This is a genomic window from Ruegeria sp. BH8 (assembly GCF_056538065.1).
Genome location: NZ_JBQFSP010000005.1, coordinates 161,124 through 177,217, shown reverse-complemented (window position 1 = coordinate 177,217; position 16,094 = coordinate 161,124). Strand labels below are relative to the sequence as shown.

Below are 16,094 nucleotides of genomic sequence, written 5' to 3'. Positions count from 1 at the left end.
CAGGAACAAATTGGCGTTCATCAGAAACACGAGGCAGTTATGGCACAGAATGGCTTAACCCCGGTCACACGAGTACGACATGGTCATCGGTTCTGGAAACGTTACACGTCGTTCGAATTCGCGCGCGATATGGTCGACTGCCCGGTGGCTGAGGCAGAGATCCTACAGGCAGCGGCCAATTTTCCGATCGCGTTCCGGAAATCCAAACGGGGATTTTACCCCGTGGCAATCTTATCGATGACACCAGACAAACCGACGCCATACGTGTCAGCAAAAGGGGAATGGCGCGCAAGCTATGTTCCCTCGGCACTACGGTGTGTGCCCTTTCAATCCCGACCACCTGAGCTTCAGGACGAAACCGGAGAGGGGGAATTTGACTTGCTTGTCAACGAAAGCCTGGAGCTGGTTACCGACAACCCCGACGATGAACCATTCTTTGACCGAACCGGAGCGCTGGGGGCTGAACTGCGAAATGTCCAGGCGTTCTTTCGCACTCTTACAGCATCACTGGAGAACACATATCAGTTGTGCCGTACGATAGGCGATATGGGGCTTTTTTCCCCACTCGCCTGCGCACAAATGGACGAATGCCTCGACGGTTACTTTGGTGTCAAGCTGGTTGCCTTGCGGCAAGTTCCTTCAGCGCATCTGTCATTGCTCGCCATGAACGGAGGCCTGCGCCTCATACATGCCCACCAAGTTTCCTTGACCCATTGCGCGTGGCTCTTGCCAGCTCAAATGCGCGTCGAGCAATTGGAGAAAAAGTCGTCGACCGGCGTTAGGTCGGGTGCTTCAGAATTTATGGAGGCGCTGGCAGCCGCCCAACGAAAGGAAAGCTTGCTCGACCATCGGTGGCAGGAGGGTCAGTATGCCATTTAGTAAGTATTCGCAGTATTTTGTCGCGCTCAGTCTGCTTCTGGTTTCGGTTTCCGCCTGCACGCGTCCACCCGATTTGACGCCTGTGACGATGTCCTTCGCAGCCCAAACAGCCGGTGCTGGGGCAACTAAACCATCAAAAACACTCAGTCACAGCGCCTTCGGGCAGCGGGTAAAAAAGGCGGTTGAGAACAGCCCAAACCTGGCGCAAGTCAAATCCAGAATGGGCATCGCGAAGGCCAAACAAGACGCGGCTGAAGGCGCTTTTCTCCCGGAGATTTCGCTGGGGCTAAACGCGCGATCTGAAAGGATTGCATCAGATATTGCGGATGTATCGCCGTATCTGAGGGTCTCACAATTGGTCTATGACGGCGGGGCGGCTTCAGGGGATCTGACCGCTGCGCGGGCACGTGTCTTGGAAAGCAGAGGCGATCAAATTCAAACGGCCTCATCCACTGCGCTCGCAGCTATCGAGACCTATGTACTTGTCCTCGATCAACGAAAGATTCAAAGCATCGCAGCACAGAATGTTTTGACCCATGAAGAGCTTGTTCGCCAGATAACCGACCGAACAGAAAACGGCGTCGGTTCAAGTGCCGACGTCCTGGCAGCCCGGTCACGCATGTCCGATGCACGCACAAAACTGGCTGATGCGTATGCGCGCACAGACCGTGCCGAAGCGCGGTTCCGCGAAGTATTTGGGGATGAACCTGGCACTCTTTCTGCACCAGTTCCGGCACCTGGGCTGGAAAGAAGTGACATGCAGATCATAATGAACAGTCCTCAGGTTCGGCGGTCCGATGCAAGCCTTCTGGCCGCCAAGGCGGAATGGTCCGCAGCGCAAGCGCGCCGCAGCCCTGATGTCAGGGTCGCCGCATTCGCAAACCAGGATAACAATCGTGACGCGAATTTTGGAGTGGATCTTTCTTTCAATTACGAGTTGGACAGCACCGGCCAACGCCGCGCCGCAATAGCAGCGGCGGAATCGTTGGTCAAAGAGACAGAGTTTGCGCGCGAGCAGCTTATCCGAGAAATTACGCGAGAATTGGGTTTTATCCGTTCGGATCAAAAAGCGGGTGCCGATCGGTTACGCGAAGCCCGAATTGCCGTAGAGGCTAACGCGGAAAGTGTCGCTGCATCCCGTGAACAATTTTCAATCGGCCGCCGTAGCCTCATTGAAATTCTGGATGCTCAGCGCGACTACGTAAATGCTCAGGAACGTTTGATCCTTGCGGAACAGAGCTACTTTCTAACCAATTATGCAGCCCTAAGCCTGACCGGAGACATACTCGACCTGCTTGGGGTTTCATTGGGCGACTGGGGCACTACACAATGAACGCATCCCACCCTGCCACCGATGCCTCGTTACTTACACCGTTTGAAGCCTGTCTGTTGAATATCTCGTCGGCACTTGAACGGCCATTGAGTCTCGCGGTGCTGCACGCGGCGCAAACTGGCGCAGATGGGGATTTGACAGTACGGGACATTCTCGCCCTCGCGCCAAAGGCGGGCATGCAGGCGGGATATGGAGCAATGCGCCTTTCCGACTTGGATGACAATCTGACACCCACCCTGTTGCTGTTGGCAGAGGGTAAAGCCGTTGTCTTTCACGGACGAACGCAAGCTGGCGCCTTTTTGGTCTTCGACCCAGAGCTTGGCGAAGGTATCGGTGAAGTTTCCGAAGACATGCTGGCAGCCTGTCATACCGGTTACGCAATCCTGTTCCGTCGCCATCACGACGGCGAAACATTGGACGGGCCCGGTTCACATGGCGGTCACTGGTTCTGGAACGCCCTGTCCGCCAGCCGGTGGTCATACGTTCAAGTCGCACTCGCTGCGGCGCTGGCAAACCTCCTTGGTTTGTCTACGTCCGTTTTCATCATGGTGGTCTATGACCGGGTATTGCCCAACGAAGCAACAGAGTCTCTGATCGCTTTGACCCTGGGTGTGGCGTTGGCACTGTGTTTTGACTTTGCCCTCAAGTTGCTGCGGGCGGGATTTATCGACAAGGCTGGGCAGAAAGCCGACTTGTTGATGGGCCGGCGCATTTTCGACCAGTTGCTGAACATCCAGATGAAATCGCGCACTGGGTCTACCGGTGCCATGACCAGCACCATTCGCGAGTTTGAAACTCTGCGAGAATTCTTTACATCCGCGACGCTGGTGGCCGTTGTTGACCTGCCTTTCATCGGGTTGTTCATCCTGGTGATCTATCTGGTTGGGGGACAACTGGCTTTGATCCCTGCACTGGCCGTACCGGTGGTGCTCCTGACAGGTTTGGCGGTGCAGCCAGTTTTATCAAGGATGGCGGAACGAAGCTTGTCCGATGGACAGTCCAAGCAATCAGTTCTGGTTGAGGCTGTCTCGGGACTTGAAACCATTAAAACAACGGCAGCAGGCAGAAAAATGCGCGCACGATGGGAACAGGCCATCGAACAGCAGTCAGCGCATGGTGCACGAAGCCGAACTGTCACGCAATTTGCCCTGAACCTGACCGGATTCACCCAACAGGCCGCACAAGTGCTTGTCGTATTTCTTGGTGTTTTTCTGATTACAAACGGGCAAGCCAGCATGGGTGCGCTGGTGGCTTCGGTAATGTTGACTGGTCGGGCGTTGGCCCCTCTGGGTCAACTGGCGCAGACTTTGACCCGCGTAAATCAGGCCAGGTGCGCCTATCGCAACCTCAATGCGCTAATGCATGCAGAAAGCGAACGCCCGGAAGGGCGCACATGGCTGACCCGATCTGATTTCAAAGGGGCAATTGCCTTCAATAACGTGCATTTCTCGTATTCTGACCAAAGCGAAGATACCCTGCATGGTGTCTCATTCACAATCAAGCCTGGCGAGAAAGTCGCAATTCTCGGTCAAATCGGGTGCGGGAAAAGCACGATTGCGCGCCTGCTATTGGGGCTTTACACGCCGCGAGTGGGCTCGGTCATGATTGATGGATTAGACATACGTCAGATCGACCCGGGTGACTTGCGACGCAATATCGGATCCGTTCTGCAGGATGTCTGGCTTTTTTCGGGGTCTGTCAGGGACAATATCGCAAGTGGCGCAGTCCGGCCCAGAGATTGCGACATCGTCGAAGCCGGCCGTATTGCCGGTGTCGAAGAATTCGTGAACAGCCATCCTTCGGGCTATGACCTTCAACTCGCTGAACGCGGTGAGGGGCTTTCCGGTGGGCAACGGCAGGCAATCGCCCTGGCACGGGCACTTATCGGGCGACCTCCGGTTTTGCTTTTTGATGAACCAACCAGTGCGATGGACGTCAAAACCGAAGCCCAACTGGTTCAACGCCTGAGTGCGTCAACCTCCGGGTCAACCCTGGTCATTGTAACGCACAGAACCAGTCTGCTGGAGCTTGTGGACAGGGTTATCGTTCTGGAAAACGGAAAAATCGCAGCTGATGGACCCAAGAGCCTGCTGACGCAGCACATGCGTCAGAAAGGGAGGCACCTGAATGTCGCAGCATCCTGATCTGGCGAAGTTGGCGCGCGAAATGCAGGGGCGGTCCCCCGTTCGTGGTTCATTGCTCTTGCTGTTGATCCTGTCGTGTATTGTCTCGGCCGGGTTGTGGGCGCATTTGACCGAATTGGATGACGTAACGCGGGTCGATGGGCGGATCGTGCCTTCGGGAGACATACAGGTGATCGACGCCGCCGAGCCTGGCGTGCTGCGGTCGCTTCATGTGCGCGAAGGCCAGTTGGTCGACAAAGGGGCATTGTTGATGGAATTGGACGCCACACAAATCGACAGCCAACTTAGCCAGGAACAACAGCGCGCTTTCGGGCTGCAAGCCCGTGCACAGCGACTGCAGGCAGAAATTGATGGAACACAATTGAATTTCGGTGCTCAGCTGATCGAAGGTGCGCCCAGTGTCGTGCGTTCGGAAACTGCATTGTATCAGGGTCGGCAAGCAGAGCTGGCAGCAGAAATCGCCATATTGGAACGTCAGCGTGAGCAAAAGCAGCGAGAACACGAAGAAGGTTTAGTGGATCAGGTAACAGCAGAAGAAACTTTAAAGGTGCTTGGGGAGGAGCGTGCAATCATAGCTCCGCTTGTTGAGCGGCAAATGGAACCGGCAACGACATTGCTGGCGTTACGGCGCAGCGAGGCTGAGTGGCGCGGCCGCAAAGTCCGTGCCGAAGCCGTGACCAGCAGGTTGCAAACCGGTTTAAATGAAATAGATGATCGGATTCAAGCTGCTCACAGCCGATTTCGAAGTGCGGCGCTTACTGAATTGGCCATTGCAACTGCGGAACTGGCGACCTTGCAACCCGCCTTGCCTGCCCTACGCGACCGCGCTGCACGAGCGCAGGTTCGCTCTCCGGTTCGCGGTATCGTCAACCGCATCCACCGAACCACCATTGGAGGTTTGGCGCGGAGTGGCGAAGATCTTGTCGAGATTGTTCCCCTGGACGACACACTATTGGTCGAAGCTTACGTAAAGCCCGAAGATATTGCATTCTTGCGTGCTGGACAGCCCGTAAAGGTAAAGATCACGGCTTACGATTTTGCGCGATACGGGGCGCTGGATGGTGAAATCGTACGGATTGGCGCCGATACCGTCACACGATCAGAGCGGAACGACGAAGAGGTGTTCGTTGTGGAAATTCGCACGAGCAACACCATGCTCGATGGAAATGGTGTCGCAGTGGAAATCATACCCGGCATGATCGCAGAGGTTGACATTTTGTCAGGTCGAAAATCCGTATTGGAGTATCTGCTGGAACCTGTCGTGAAGATAAAAGATCAAGCTTTGCGTGAGTGAACGCAAAGACCAAAATATTCGTTCTTGCGACGCTTACTGTGTTTTCTATCTACACTGCCTGACGCAGAGGGGATCGAAAGAAATTCAGGTTCACATTCTGGCCAACATAGCGTCGCTATTTCCAGTCGACATCCCCTAAAAAAATATACCCGGCACCGTAAATCGTTTTGATCAGGCGCGGATTCTTTGGGTCTTCACCAAGTTTCGTACGCAATCTGGAGATTCTGACATCCATAGCACGATCAAAGCTGTCGCCCGCTGCACCGCCCAAGGATTCCTGCATCTGCCCCCTGCTGATCAGCCGCTTGGGGCTTTCCAGAAACAGACGCAAAACCTCGCCTTCTGCATGGCTGAAAGGTGTTTCAGCCCCTGACCCGTCTTCCAGAACATACCGATCAAAATGCGCAATCCAGCCGTTGAATTCCGCCCTGTCCGATTGTGATGTCCGACCGCGCGGCGCGCGCAACCTGGCCCGTACCCGGGCTACGACCTCGGTGGGGTCAAACGGCTTGGTAATATAGTCATCTGCGCCAAGCTCCAGCCCTGTCACACGGTCCTGAACCTGCGCCCGGCCGGAAATAATGATCACTGCTGCACCCTGTTCCAGCGCCAAGCGATGAACAAGCGCCAGCCCGTCGGTATCTGGTAAGGACAGGTCCACAAGGCAGACATCAGGGGTTACTCGATTAAGGGATGCTTCAAACTCTCTGGCACGGGAAAAACTCTGCGTTCTGAAACCGGCATCCTCCAGCGCATCCGTCAGAATGCGCCGAATTTCGGGTTCGTCGTCGAGAATGGTCACCATTGGTTGCGACATCAGGCGGCCTCGGCTTGGATGAGAGCGGACAATTGGGCCTGTGAGAACGGTTTACGCAAAACAGGTGCCAAAGCAAGGGCCCGTTGATGCAGCGGATCTGAATTTGGCAGAGATGTCATAAGGATAAGCGGCAACCCCGGTTTCAACTGTTCAAGGATATCCAAGCCTGTACCGTGTCCTTCCAAACGGATATCGGACAAGACCAGCGAAATGTCCTTCACACTTGATATCAAGGCTAGTGCTTCATCAACTGAATTTGCTTCAATGACGGTAAAGCCCAAATCCACCAGCATGTCCCGAAACTGCCCGCGCAGGTCTTCGCTGTCTTCAACCAACAGTACCAATCCGTCCTGCGCCGGAGGAGCGGGCCGAAAAGGCAAACGCATGACAACTGAGGCCCCAGATGGCGTATTTCTTAGATTCAGATCGCCACCAGCAAGCTTGACCGTATCATAAACCATCGGCAGCCCCAGACCCGAACCGTCGCTCCCTTTTGTTGTGAAAAACGGGTTCAGCGCTTTTTCAAGCGCCTCGGGTGAAAACCCCGGCCCAGTGTCGGAAACCGTGACTTCGATCCAGATCTCACCAATGGCATGTGCACTGATTGTGATCTGGCCCGTGCTCCCGCAGGCATCCCTGGCATTCAGAACCAAATTCAAAAGCGCATCCTGAACCATACCCGGATCAAGCATCAATGTCTGTTTTGGCAAGGTGTTTACGACGGACAGGCCCACACCGCGAGGCAGCGAGGGCGTCGCCAGAATCCTCAGGTCTTCCAACAATCCCCCGATGTCAGTGGCCTGCGGTTGCGGCGTTCGGTTTCCAGTCATGTCGGCGATCCGGTTCAACAGCTGCCCGCCCCGGCGCGCCGTTTGTTGAGTTGCGGCCACAAGTTCCTGCGCGCCATCCGGCAAATCCATCTTGTCGAGGCGGGACTGCATCCCAAGGATGATAGTGAGCAGATTGGAGAAGTCATGGGCAAGCCCGCTGGTCATCTGGGCAGCCATCGCCCGGCGGCGGGTTTGCTGTAATGCAACGCGTGCCTGTGTCTCTTCGGTGATGTCCACCGACATCACGTACACACCCCCTGCCCCATCTGGCGTAAACGAAACCCGAATACGGCGGGAATCCTGATCTTCAGTGAACTCAAAGACCGACGGCTCTCCGCTATAGGCCTTAAGCAAATGGGCCTGAACCCGTTCAAAGGCGGCCGTGCCTAACGCTTCAGAAATATGAAGTCCCAGAATATCGGACGGACGCCCGGGCATGACGGCGCTCAGGCGGCGGTTCGAGTAATCGTAACGGCCGTCGCTGTCCAAATGCGCGATATGAGCCGGCATCATCTCGGTCACCATACGAGTACGCGCTTCGATTTCGGTCAGTTCCCGCTTGGCCTCTTCAAGCGCCGCGATCGTGGCCGCAAGTTTGCGGTTGGTTGCGGACAGTTCTTCCGCGTGGCTCAGCAACTGTTCCGACAGTTCCTCTGACCGCGCCCGCAACAGGTTTTCCGCCCGCCGCGTGCCGGTAATATCCGTGTAGACCGCGACCCACCCGCCTTGGGGCAGCGGCGCGCCTTCAATTGAAACAACCTGCCCATTGGGGCGCACGCGCTCCATGTAGTGGGGCTCAAACGCCAAGGCTTGCTGGACACGCAGATTGACCATTTCCTCGACACTTTCATCGTCGCCATACTCACCGCGGCTGGCAAGAAAGTGGATCGTGTCGCGAAACAGAGCGCCCCTTTGAACCAGCTCATCCGGCAAACCGAACATTTCCTGGAAGCGGCGATTGCTGAGCACCAGTTGCAACTTGCTGTCATAAATGGAAAGCGCCTGACCGATCAGGTTCAGCCCGGCGGTCGTCATCGCCTTGATACGCTTTTCGGTTATGTTCAAGTTGGTCTTCTCCACGGCTCATGCGTAGCATCAGAAATCACGCGCGGGTAGTGGAATTGAGAGGAGGCGTTTCGGACTCTGCCTTCGTTCAAGTGCTTTTGCCAATCCGCGAATGCGCAAAGAGAAATACGTCGACACACCTGCCCGTGACCGAGTGCCCGGTATAGTTAGAATAGATGAACGTTGACAAAAAACCGCGTTCTAAGATGTGTATCTGGGGCGGGATTTTGCACCCTCAGATGTGATCGAATGCAAGGACAATGTGTGGTCCATATTTTTCATCCGGTGGCGCAACATCTGTCGGCTTAACCGTGCGAGGTCCGTTGCAAAATCTGGATTCTCCGCGACGTTCTCGAATTCGCCCTTACCTTGGTGGTCGAACAGGATCGGGGGCAGATCGGCAGCGAACTCGACCAGTGTGAACCGTTCATCCCGCAATATTCCCAAACACGAGTCGCTGTTACCGGTCCCCAAGTCTTGCTGCCACAGCGTAGGGTTTTCAGGTTCTGAAAAATCAAGTTCACTGAAAGAATAGTCGCGCCAATCGTCTGGGATATTACCCCGCAACAATGGCAGCAAGGACCGACCATCCATAGCGTTCGGAACAGCCTGACCAATCCAGTCCAGTATGGTCGGAGTGACATCCACGGACTCGGTTGGAACGGTGATCTTGCTTCCTGCCATAGCTTCATTCCCGGGCAAACGGATCATCAGCGGTGTGTGATACGCTGCGTCGTAGACCGTCATTTTGCCCCAGCTGTGTCGATCCCCCAGCATTTCACCATGATCGGCGGTGATAACCAGCAATGTATCGTCGTATTGCCCGCTGTCCTTCAGGTACTGGACAACACGACCGATGTGGTGATCAACCTCGGTCGCCAGACCCAGATATATAGCACGCAAGGTGCGAATGTTTTCGTCCGTAGGTTCAACGTCATCGAAACCGTGAACGAATTTTTTCGCGCTAAAGGTATCCAGCTTTGGTCCAAAGAACGGGTGCACTGCTTTTTCTGCTGCTGCGCTTGGCAAGCAGTGCGGCAGAGGGATATCCGCCGGGTCATACATGTCATTGTACGGGGCCGGTGCGACCAAGGGCGGATGCGGGCGGATATAGGTCAAATGGGCGAACCAACCCTTTCCACGATGCGGCGCGATCCCATCAAGAAAGGCATCTGTCAGAAAAGCTGTATCGCTGTCTTCCGCCCGATACAGCGCGGGATCATTCAGCCGCGGGTGTCCACCGTCGGGCGAAACGGGCTTGTAGACATCCCAGTACTTTTCGAACTGGTACCCCTTTTTCATCAGATGCGCTTGCCAAGGATATGATTCTTCAAGGCGCATTTCGACAACTTCAACAAACCCGGTCATCGACTGTTCGTAAGACTTGAGGTCAGGGTCATTGGGATCATGGACGCGCGGGTCGGCGGAGGTATCTGTGTACCCAAACAACATTGGCAAGTAACCAGCTTTGCGCATCTCCGTGGCGATGTTTGGGGTATCGTGCCGTAACGGCGTTCCGTTTCTTACCGACCGATGATTCATCGCATATTGACCGGTCAGAATCGATGCGCGCGAGGGACCACAGGGATTGGTGACCGAAAAATGGCGGGTAAAGGTCACGGCCTCATCCATAAAAGCCCGCAAATTCGGAAGGTTCACATGGTCTGCCAAGGCCCCGGACAGGCAATCCGCTCTAAGTTGGTCGATGATGACAAACAAGACGTTCTTGGTCTGATGCATACCGACTTCTCCGATTCCGCGCCGTAACAAACAACGCGGAATGTGTATTGCTTCCCGCCATAGCGCAACCGATTTGTCGGTCAGGCAAAGGCGTGCTATCCCGACAAAGTTGTTGTGCGACAACCTCTGGCATGCACCTGTTCAGCATAGCTCCAATGCGACGGTCGGCGTGACGTCAAGGCCATCCAGCGCGGCAAAAAGAAGTCCAATGGCACAAAGCCATTGCGGTCACTGAATGTTTCACTTCACATGACCTCATGACGCAGCCTTCGATAATCTCAGAACACGATTCCAGCGGTACTCGTGTACGCATATCCGGAGAGCTGCTCACGCAATCGCTGCAAACCGTTGAACAAGGTTTTGCCTCTGTCCGCCCAACCGGAGACAGGCTTGTTCTCGATCTGTCCGAGGTCGAAGCCCTGGATACCGGCGGTGCCTGGCTGATCGCGGACCTTGGCAAACGCTTCACGTCACAAGGTGCAACACTTGAATTTCAAGGTGTGAAACCGGCACATGCCACTCTGATAGATACTGTAACCCGCAGCATACCCGACGAACCCGGTGAACTTGATAAACCGCGAAGTCTGTTGGATTTGATCGCACAGATGGGTCACATCACCGTAGGTGCCTGGCGGGATACGCTTTCCATCCTCGAATTTCTGGGTCTGACACTGCATCGGCTGTTTCGTACCATTGTCATGCCATGGCGACTTCGCAAGGCAGCGCTGGTCACACACATGGAAGAGACCGGGTTCAAGGCACTGCCAATCGTGGCCCTTATGGGGTTTCTGATCGGTGTCGTACTAGCATTTCAGGGCGCGACCCAACTGAAGCAATTTGGAGCTGAGATATTCGTGGTCGAGCTGATCTCGATCTCGGTTCTGCGTGAATTGGGCATATTGCTGACGGCTATAATCGTTGCCGGGCGCTCGGGTTCTGCATTCACTGCGTCAATCGGCTCGATGAAAGTGCAGGAAGAAATCGACGCAATGCGAACGCTGGGTCTGGACCCGATCGAAGTTCTGGTCATTCCGCGCGTTTTGGCCTTGTTGATCATGCTACCCATATTGGGTTTTGTCGCCGATATGGCAGGCCTGTTTGGCGGTGCCTTGATGAGCTGGATCGACCTGGGTGTAAGCCCCGGAATGTTTCTTACCCGTTTGAAGGAAAACACCGACGTCTGGCAATTGGCAGTCGGTCTTATCAAAGCTCCGTTCTTTGCGCTCGTCATCGGCGTTATCGCCTGCTGGCAGGCAATGCAGGTCAAGGGGTCCGCCCAAAGTGTCGGTCAACGTACGACAGCATCAGTTGTTCAATCCATTTTCATGGTGATCGCAATCGACGCTTTGTTTTCGATCTTCTTCTCAGAGATCGGGATATGACATGACCGGGGATACACCACAGCCATCAGCTGCCGCGACTAAAGGTCGTGAGGCTGTCATTCGTGTACGCGGGCTCCGAACTCAGTTCGGTACCCAGGTGGTACACGAAAACCTGAATCTTGATGTCTGGAAGGGAGAAGTTCTGGGAATCGTTGGCGGGTCGGGCACCGGTAAATCCGTATTACTCAGAACTATCGTAGGGCTGAACAAACCCGCCGCCGGAGAAATCGAGGTGCTGGGCGTCGATGTTCTGAATGGTCCGGAAGATGATCGTCGCAGAATCGAACGCCACTGGGGCGTTGCTTTTCAGGACGGGGCACTGTTTTCGTCACTGACCGTGCTCCAAAATGTGATGGCTCCTTTGCGGGAACACACAGGTCTCAGCGAAAAACTGATGGAGTCTCTGGGTGCATTGAAGATCAGCCTCGTGGGTCTGCCGCAGCTGAGTTGCGGCAAGTTTCCGTCAGAACTGTCGGGTGGCATGCGCAAACGCGCCGCGCTAGCACGAGCGCTTGCCCTTGACCCCGAGATCGTTTTTCTGGACGAACCGACCGCAGGATTGGACCCGATTGGCGCAGCCGCGTATGATGAGCTGATCGGCGAGTTGCAGCAGGCACTTGGGTTGACTGTTTTCATGGTCACCCATGATCTGGACAGTCTATACGCGATCTGCGACCGCGTTGCAGTGCTTGCAGAAAAGCGTGTGCTGGTTGAAGGTCCGATTGAGGATATAACCAAGGTCGACCATCCTTGGGTACAGGAATACTTCACAGGCCCCCGCGCCCGCGCGGCGCAACAGAAGGGGCAAAACAGGTAAAGGCAATGGAAACCCGGGCGAACTATATTCTGATCGGCGCGTTTACCCTTGCGGGGTTGTTGGGCGCATTCGGCTTTTTCCTGTGGCTCGCCAAGTTTGAGATCACGCGCCAATACGCTTATTACGATGTACTATTTGACAATGTCGCAGGTCTGTCGGCAGCCGGCGGCGTGAACTTCAACGGCCTGCCGGTCGGGCAGGTCGTTTCCTTGCAACTGGATGAAAATGATCCGTCAAAGGTTCGGGTGCGGATCGAAGTGGACGCAGACATTCCGATAACCAATGAGACAATCGCGCAGCTTCAGTCACTTGGCGTGACCGGTGTTGGCTATGTTGAACTGACCGGCGGATCGGCTAACGCTGAACGATTGCCACAAAAGAGTGTTATCAAGAGCAAACGCAGCGCAATTCAATCCCTGTTCGAAGGCGCGCCAAAAGTTCTGGATGAAGCCGTGACACTTTTGGAAAACCTGAACAAAGTCGTCGATGATAAAAACCGGGAAGCTGTGAGCGGTATTCTGGACAATCTTGCTTCGGCTACGGGTAAACTGGACAAGACACTGACAAGTTTTGAATCCGTCGCAAATGACATCGGCAGCGCTGCGCAGGATATTGGCGCGTTTTCAAAGCGGCTGGACCCACTGATCGAAACTGCGCAAACAACGCTCAAGACCGGCACGGAAACATTGGAAGCCGTCAAAACGGCATCCGGGTCCGCCAAAACGGCGCTGGACGAAGCTAAAACAACCCTTCAGACGGCGGACCGCATTTTGCAGCAGGACGTGAAGCCTTTCATCGAGCGAGGCTCGCAACTGGCTGAACGATTGACCGTTCTGTCTGATGAAGGCAGCATCACCCTTGGAATTGTAAACGAAACCGTGATGAACGCCAATACGACGCTTGGTTCGATTACTACGGCCATGGAGTCCGCCAAGGGGGCGCTGGCTTCGGCAGAATCCGCTTTTGACTCTGCAAATCGTGTCATGGAGGAAGACGTGGCACCTGTTGCGGAAGATGTCCGGAAGGCGGCCAATCAGGTGACTGAAACTGTCGCGGGCATAACGGAAAAGATTGACCAGATCTCGGACGACGTCCTGAGCGCGTCAAATTCCGCGTCCGAATTGCTGGGAACCATCGACGGCATTGTTCAGAGCAACCGCCGACAAGTGTCAGACTTCCTGCGGGTCGGGTTGCCTCAGTTTGTTCGTTTCATCGAAGAATCCCAGCGTCTTGTTATCAGTCTGGATCGCCTCGTAGACAAAGTTGAACGCGATCCGGCACGTTTCCTTCTGGGCACCCAAGCATCGGAGTTCCGTCAATGATCAAGCCTGCACTTGCAATGTTGATGGTCGCGTTGTTTGGCGGCTGCGCTGGTCTGGGCACGTTGCAACAAGCGGCGAAACCAAATGATTTGTATCTGCTGACCCCAAAAAGCACTTTTTCCTCCGCACTGCCCAGGATTGAAAAGCAGATCGTCGTTCAGGAACCCACGGCAACTGCCGCAGTGAACACGGACCAGATTGCCATTCAGCCCACCTCGTTGCAGGTTCAATATTTGCCCCGCGCCCGCTGGGTGGATCGCGCGCCCTTGATCGTTCAAACCTTGTTGGTTGAAAGCTTTGAGAACTCGGGCAAAGTCGCAGCTGTTGGACGCTCAACCGTTGGCCTGCGGGCCGATTATGTAATAGCCCCGGACCTTCGAGAGTTTCAGGGGGTCGTGATCGAAAATACCGAGAACGGAGCCAATATTCGCGTCGAAGTTCGTATTAACATCAAGGTGATCGACGAATACGAAGATAAAATCGTTGCATCCAGCTCGTTCCAGGAAAACGTCGTGGCGGCAAGCGATCAGACGCCGGATCTGATCAACGCGTTTGACCTGGCGTTGGGGCGCGCGATGAGAGACTCTGTTGAATGGAGCATTCGCAAGATCAATACCCACGTGGCAAACAACCCGCGATCCATTCCCAGATAACGAAAGTTGCATAAGACGGCGGAAAAAGCGGGCAACTACGGCCGCGCTTTCACATGACCAATCATCGCGCTACCCAATGTGGTTTTCAGAATTGTGCGGCCGAAGCTCGGTTCCAATCATCTGCAAATTCTTCGGGAATGTCGTCCTTTAACAAGGCACCGTCCTCCAGATAAATATAAAGCTCGGCATAGGTACGCTCATGCTCGTCCGCAGTTCGGCGCAGGATATCACGGGGATGTAACTCGGACGCTTTTTCCTTGCCCATCGCGCCCAAAAGCTCGCGGAAACTTTCCAGTGTGGCATCGTGATAGCGATGAACACGGCGGCGTTTCTGCGGCACGTTCACAGCGCGCCCGCGGATGGGATCTTGTGTAGCCACCCCTGACGGACAACGGTTTGTGTTGCAATGCAATGCCTGGATGCAACCCACCGCAAACATCATCGCGCGCGCCGAGTTGCACATGTCGGCACCAAGCGCCAACTTCTCGACCATGTCATAACCGGTCGCCACTTTTCCGGAACAGATGATCCGGATCTTGTCACGCACTCCGACACCGCGCAAACAGTTGCTGACAAAGATCAAGGCTTCGTTCAGGGGCATACCCAACCGGTTGGTAAATTCCACCGGGGCTGCGCCCGTGCCCCCTTCGGCCCCGTCAATTGTGATGAAATCCGGCAAGATACCCGTTTCAAGCATTGCTTTACAGATCGCCATGAATTCGGACGGCCTGCCGATGCACAGCTTGAACCCGACAGGTTTGCCGCCTGACATTTCTCGCAGGTGCTGGACAAAATGCATCAAACCTGTGGGCCCATCGAAGGCACTGTGGGTGGGCGGAGAAATCACATCCTGATGTTCGGGCACTCCCCGTATCTCGGCAATCTCGGCATCGACTTTGGCAGCAGGCAGAACACCGCCATGGGCGGGCTTTGCACCTTGAGACAGCTTGATCTCAATAGCCTTGACCACGTCCCTTCCTGCCTTTTCGGCAAACTTGTCCTTGTCAAATCCACCAGCAGGGGTCCGGCACCCGAAGTAACCCGTCCCGATTTGCCAGATGATGTCCCCGCCTTCGGCCAGATGATGCGGTGACAGCCCACCCTCTCCGGTGTTATGCGCGAACCCCCCATCCTTGGCTCCTCCGTTCAGCGCGCGGATGGCATTGGCGCTGAGCGCGCCAAAGCTCATGGCAGACACATTAAGGCGTGAGGCGCTGTAGGGTTGCGTACATTGCGGACCCCCCAGCACTATGCGTTCTTCACTTTTGTCTACATGTTTGGGGGCTAGTGAGTGGTTGGCGCGATGATACCCGGTTTCGGTAATGTCGTATTGCGTGCCGAACGCCTGTGTGTCCACCTGCCCCTTGGCCCGAGAATAAACCAGCCCTCGGACAATCCTGTTGAAAGGCCGTCCGCTTTCGTTGGTTTCCACAAAATATTGGCGAATTTCCGGGCTTACAAATTCCAGCATGTACCGGAAATGCCCAAGAACCGGGTAATTGTTCAGGACGTTATGCCTGGTCGTCAGAACATCATAAAGACCGATGATCGCGTACGGCACCAAAATGATCAGAAGCCAAAGCGCATGAGACCAGAAGAACCCAAGGATCAGAACCACCGGCAGACAGACACAGCTCAGAAAAAAGAAAATTCTGCGTACAATCATGTTCCATACTCCTTGTGTTATTATCGGGCTGATGAGCCATGCTGTCAGAACTCAACGTGAAACAGATTGAAATTTTATTTCAAGTGCCCGCGGAAAAATGTCTGCTGAGGGACGCAAACGTGAAATCATGTTACGAACCGCCCAACTGTTGA

The 16,094-nt window shown here is 54.9% G+C and carries 12 protein-coding genes; 8 read left to right on the top strand and 4 right to left on the bottom strand.

The window, feature by feature from the left end; translation table 11 throughout:
- Positions 1-39: 39 nt before the first annotated feature.
- Genes ACR0AD_RS11870 through ACR0AD_RS11855 form a run of 4 tightly spaced genes read left to right on the top strand, consistent with a single transcriptional unit; the run spans position 40 to position 5,650 of the window.
- On the top strand, positions 40-879 hold the full coding sequence (locus tag ACR0AD_RS11870; RefSeq protein ID WP_480483720.1) for a SapC family protein: 840 nt from the start codon (positions 40-42) through the stop codon (positions 877-879).
- Positions 869-2,212, top strand: a complete 1,344-nt coding sequence (locus ACR0AD_RS11865; protein ID WP_480487488.1) for a TolC family protein — start codon at positions 869-871, stop codon at positions 2,210-2,212. The genes ACR0AD_RS11870 and ACR0AD_RS11865 overlap by 11 nt, the downstream gene beginning before the upstream one ends.
- Positions 2,209-4,356 carry a type I secretion system permease/ATPase gene (locus tag ACR0AD_RS11860; RefSeq protein ID WP_480487486.1) on the top strand — a complete coding sequence of 716 codons (2,148 nt, stop codon included), beginning with the start codon at positions 2,209-2,211 and terminating at the stop codon, positions 4,354-4,356. The genes ACR0AD_RS11865 and ACR0AD_RS11860 overlap by 4 nt, the downstream gene beginning before the upstream one ends.
- Entirely contained in the window at positions 4,340-5,650 is a 1,311-nt protein-coding gene (locus ACR0AD_RS11855; protein ID WP_480487484.1) for an HlyD family type I secretion periplasmic adaptor subunit, read from the top strand. Before ACR0AD_RS11860 ends, ACR0AD_RS11855 begins: the two co-directional genes overlap by 17 nt.
- A gap of 115 nt (positions 5,651-5,765) precedes the next feature.
- Here the strand turns inward: ACR0AD_RS11855 and ACR0AD_RS11850 are convergent, their stop codons facing one another.
- The 3 genes from ACR0AD_RS11850 to ACR0AD_RS11840 form a co-directional block, all read right to left on the bottom strand.
- Positions 5,766-6,467, bottom strand: coding sequence for a response regulator transcription factor (locus ACR0AD_RS11850; RefSeq protein ID WP_480483716.1), 702 nt, complete (start codon positions 6,465-6,467; stop codon positions 5,766-5,768).
- Complete coding sequence (locus tag ACR0AD_RS11845) at positions 6,467-8,362, bottom strand: PAS-domain containing protein (RefSeq protein ID WP_480487482.1); 1,896 nt, start codon at positions 8,360-8,362, stop codon at positions 6,467-6,469. Before ACR0AD_RS11845 ends, ACR0AD_RS11850 begins: the two co-directional genes overlap by 1 nt.
- 201 nt (positions 8,363-8,563) lie before the next feature.
- Positions 8,564-10,102: an alkaline phosphatase family protein gene (locus ACR0AD_RS11840; RefSeq protein WP_480487480.1), complete on the bottom strand. Its 1,539-nt coding sequence runs from the start codon at positions 10,100-10,102 to the stop codon at positions 8,564-8,566.
- A gap of 257 nt (positions 10,103-10,359) precedes the next feature.
- Here ACR0AD_RS11840 and ACR0AD_RS11835 point away from each other — a divergent pair, with 257 nt between their 5' ends.
- From ACR0AD_RS11835 to ACR0AD_RS11820, 4 genes are read left to right on the top strand one after another with little or no spacing between them, the layout of a single operon-like run.
- Complete coding sequence (locus ACR0AD_RS11835; RefSeq protein WP_480483714.1) at positions 10,360-11,484, top strand: ABC transporter permease; 1,125 nt, start codon at positions 10,360-10,362, stop codon at positions 11,482-11,484.
- Between the two features lies 1 nt (position 11,485).
- The gene (locus tag ACR0AD_RS11830) at positions 11,486-12,301 is read left to right on the top strand and encodes an ABC transporter ATP-binding protein (RefSeq protein WP_480487479.1); all 816 of its coding nucleotides are present in this window, start codon (positions 11,486-11,488) and stop codon (positions 12,299-12,301) included.
- A 5-nt stretch (positions 12,302-12,306) separates the two neighbouring features.
- Positions 12,307-13,623 carry an MlaD family protein gene (locus tag ACR0AD_RS11825; RefSeq protein WP_480487477.1) on the top strand — a complete coding sequence of 439 codons (1,317 nt, stop codon included), beginning with the start codon at positions 12,307-12,309 and terminating at the stop codon, positions 13,621-13,623.
- Positions 13,620-14,276, top strand: a complete 657-nt coding sequence (locus ACR0AD_RS11820) for an ABC-type transport auxiliary lipoprotein family protein (RefSeq protein WP_480483711.1) — start codon at positions 13,620-13,622, stop codon at positions 14,274-14,276. The genes ACR0AD_RS11825 and ACR0AD_RS11820 overlap by 4 nt, the downstream gene beginning before the upstream one ends.
- An 85-nt stretch (positions 14,277-14,361) precedes the next feature.
- Here the strand turns inward: ACR0AD_RS11820 and ACR0AD_RS11815 are convergent, their stop codons facing one another.
- Positions 14,362-15,942, bottom strand: coding sequence for an FMN-binding glutamate synthase family protein (locus ACR0AD_RS11815; RefSeq protein ID WP_480487475.1), 1,581 nt, complete (start codon positions 15,940-15,942; stop codon positions 14,362-14,364).
- Positions 15,943-16,094: the final 152 nt, after the last annotated feature.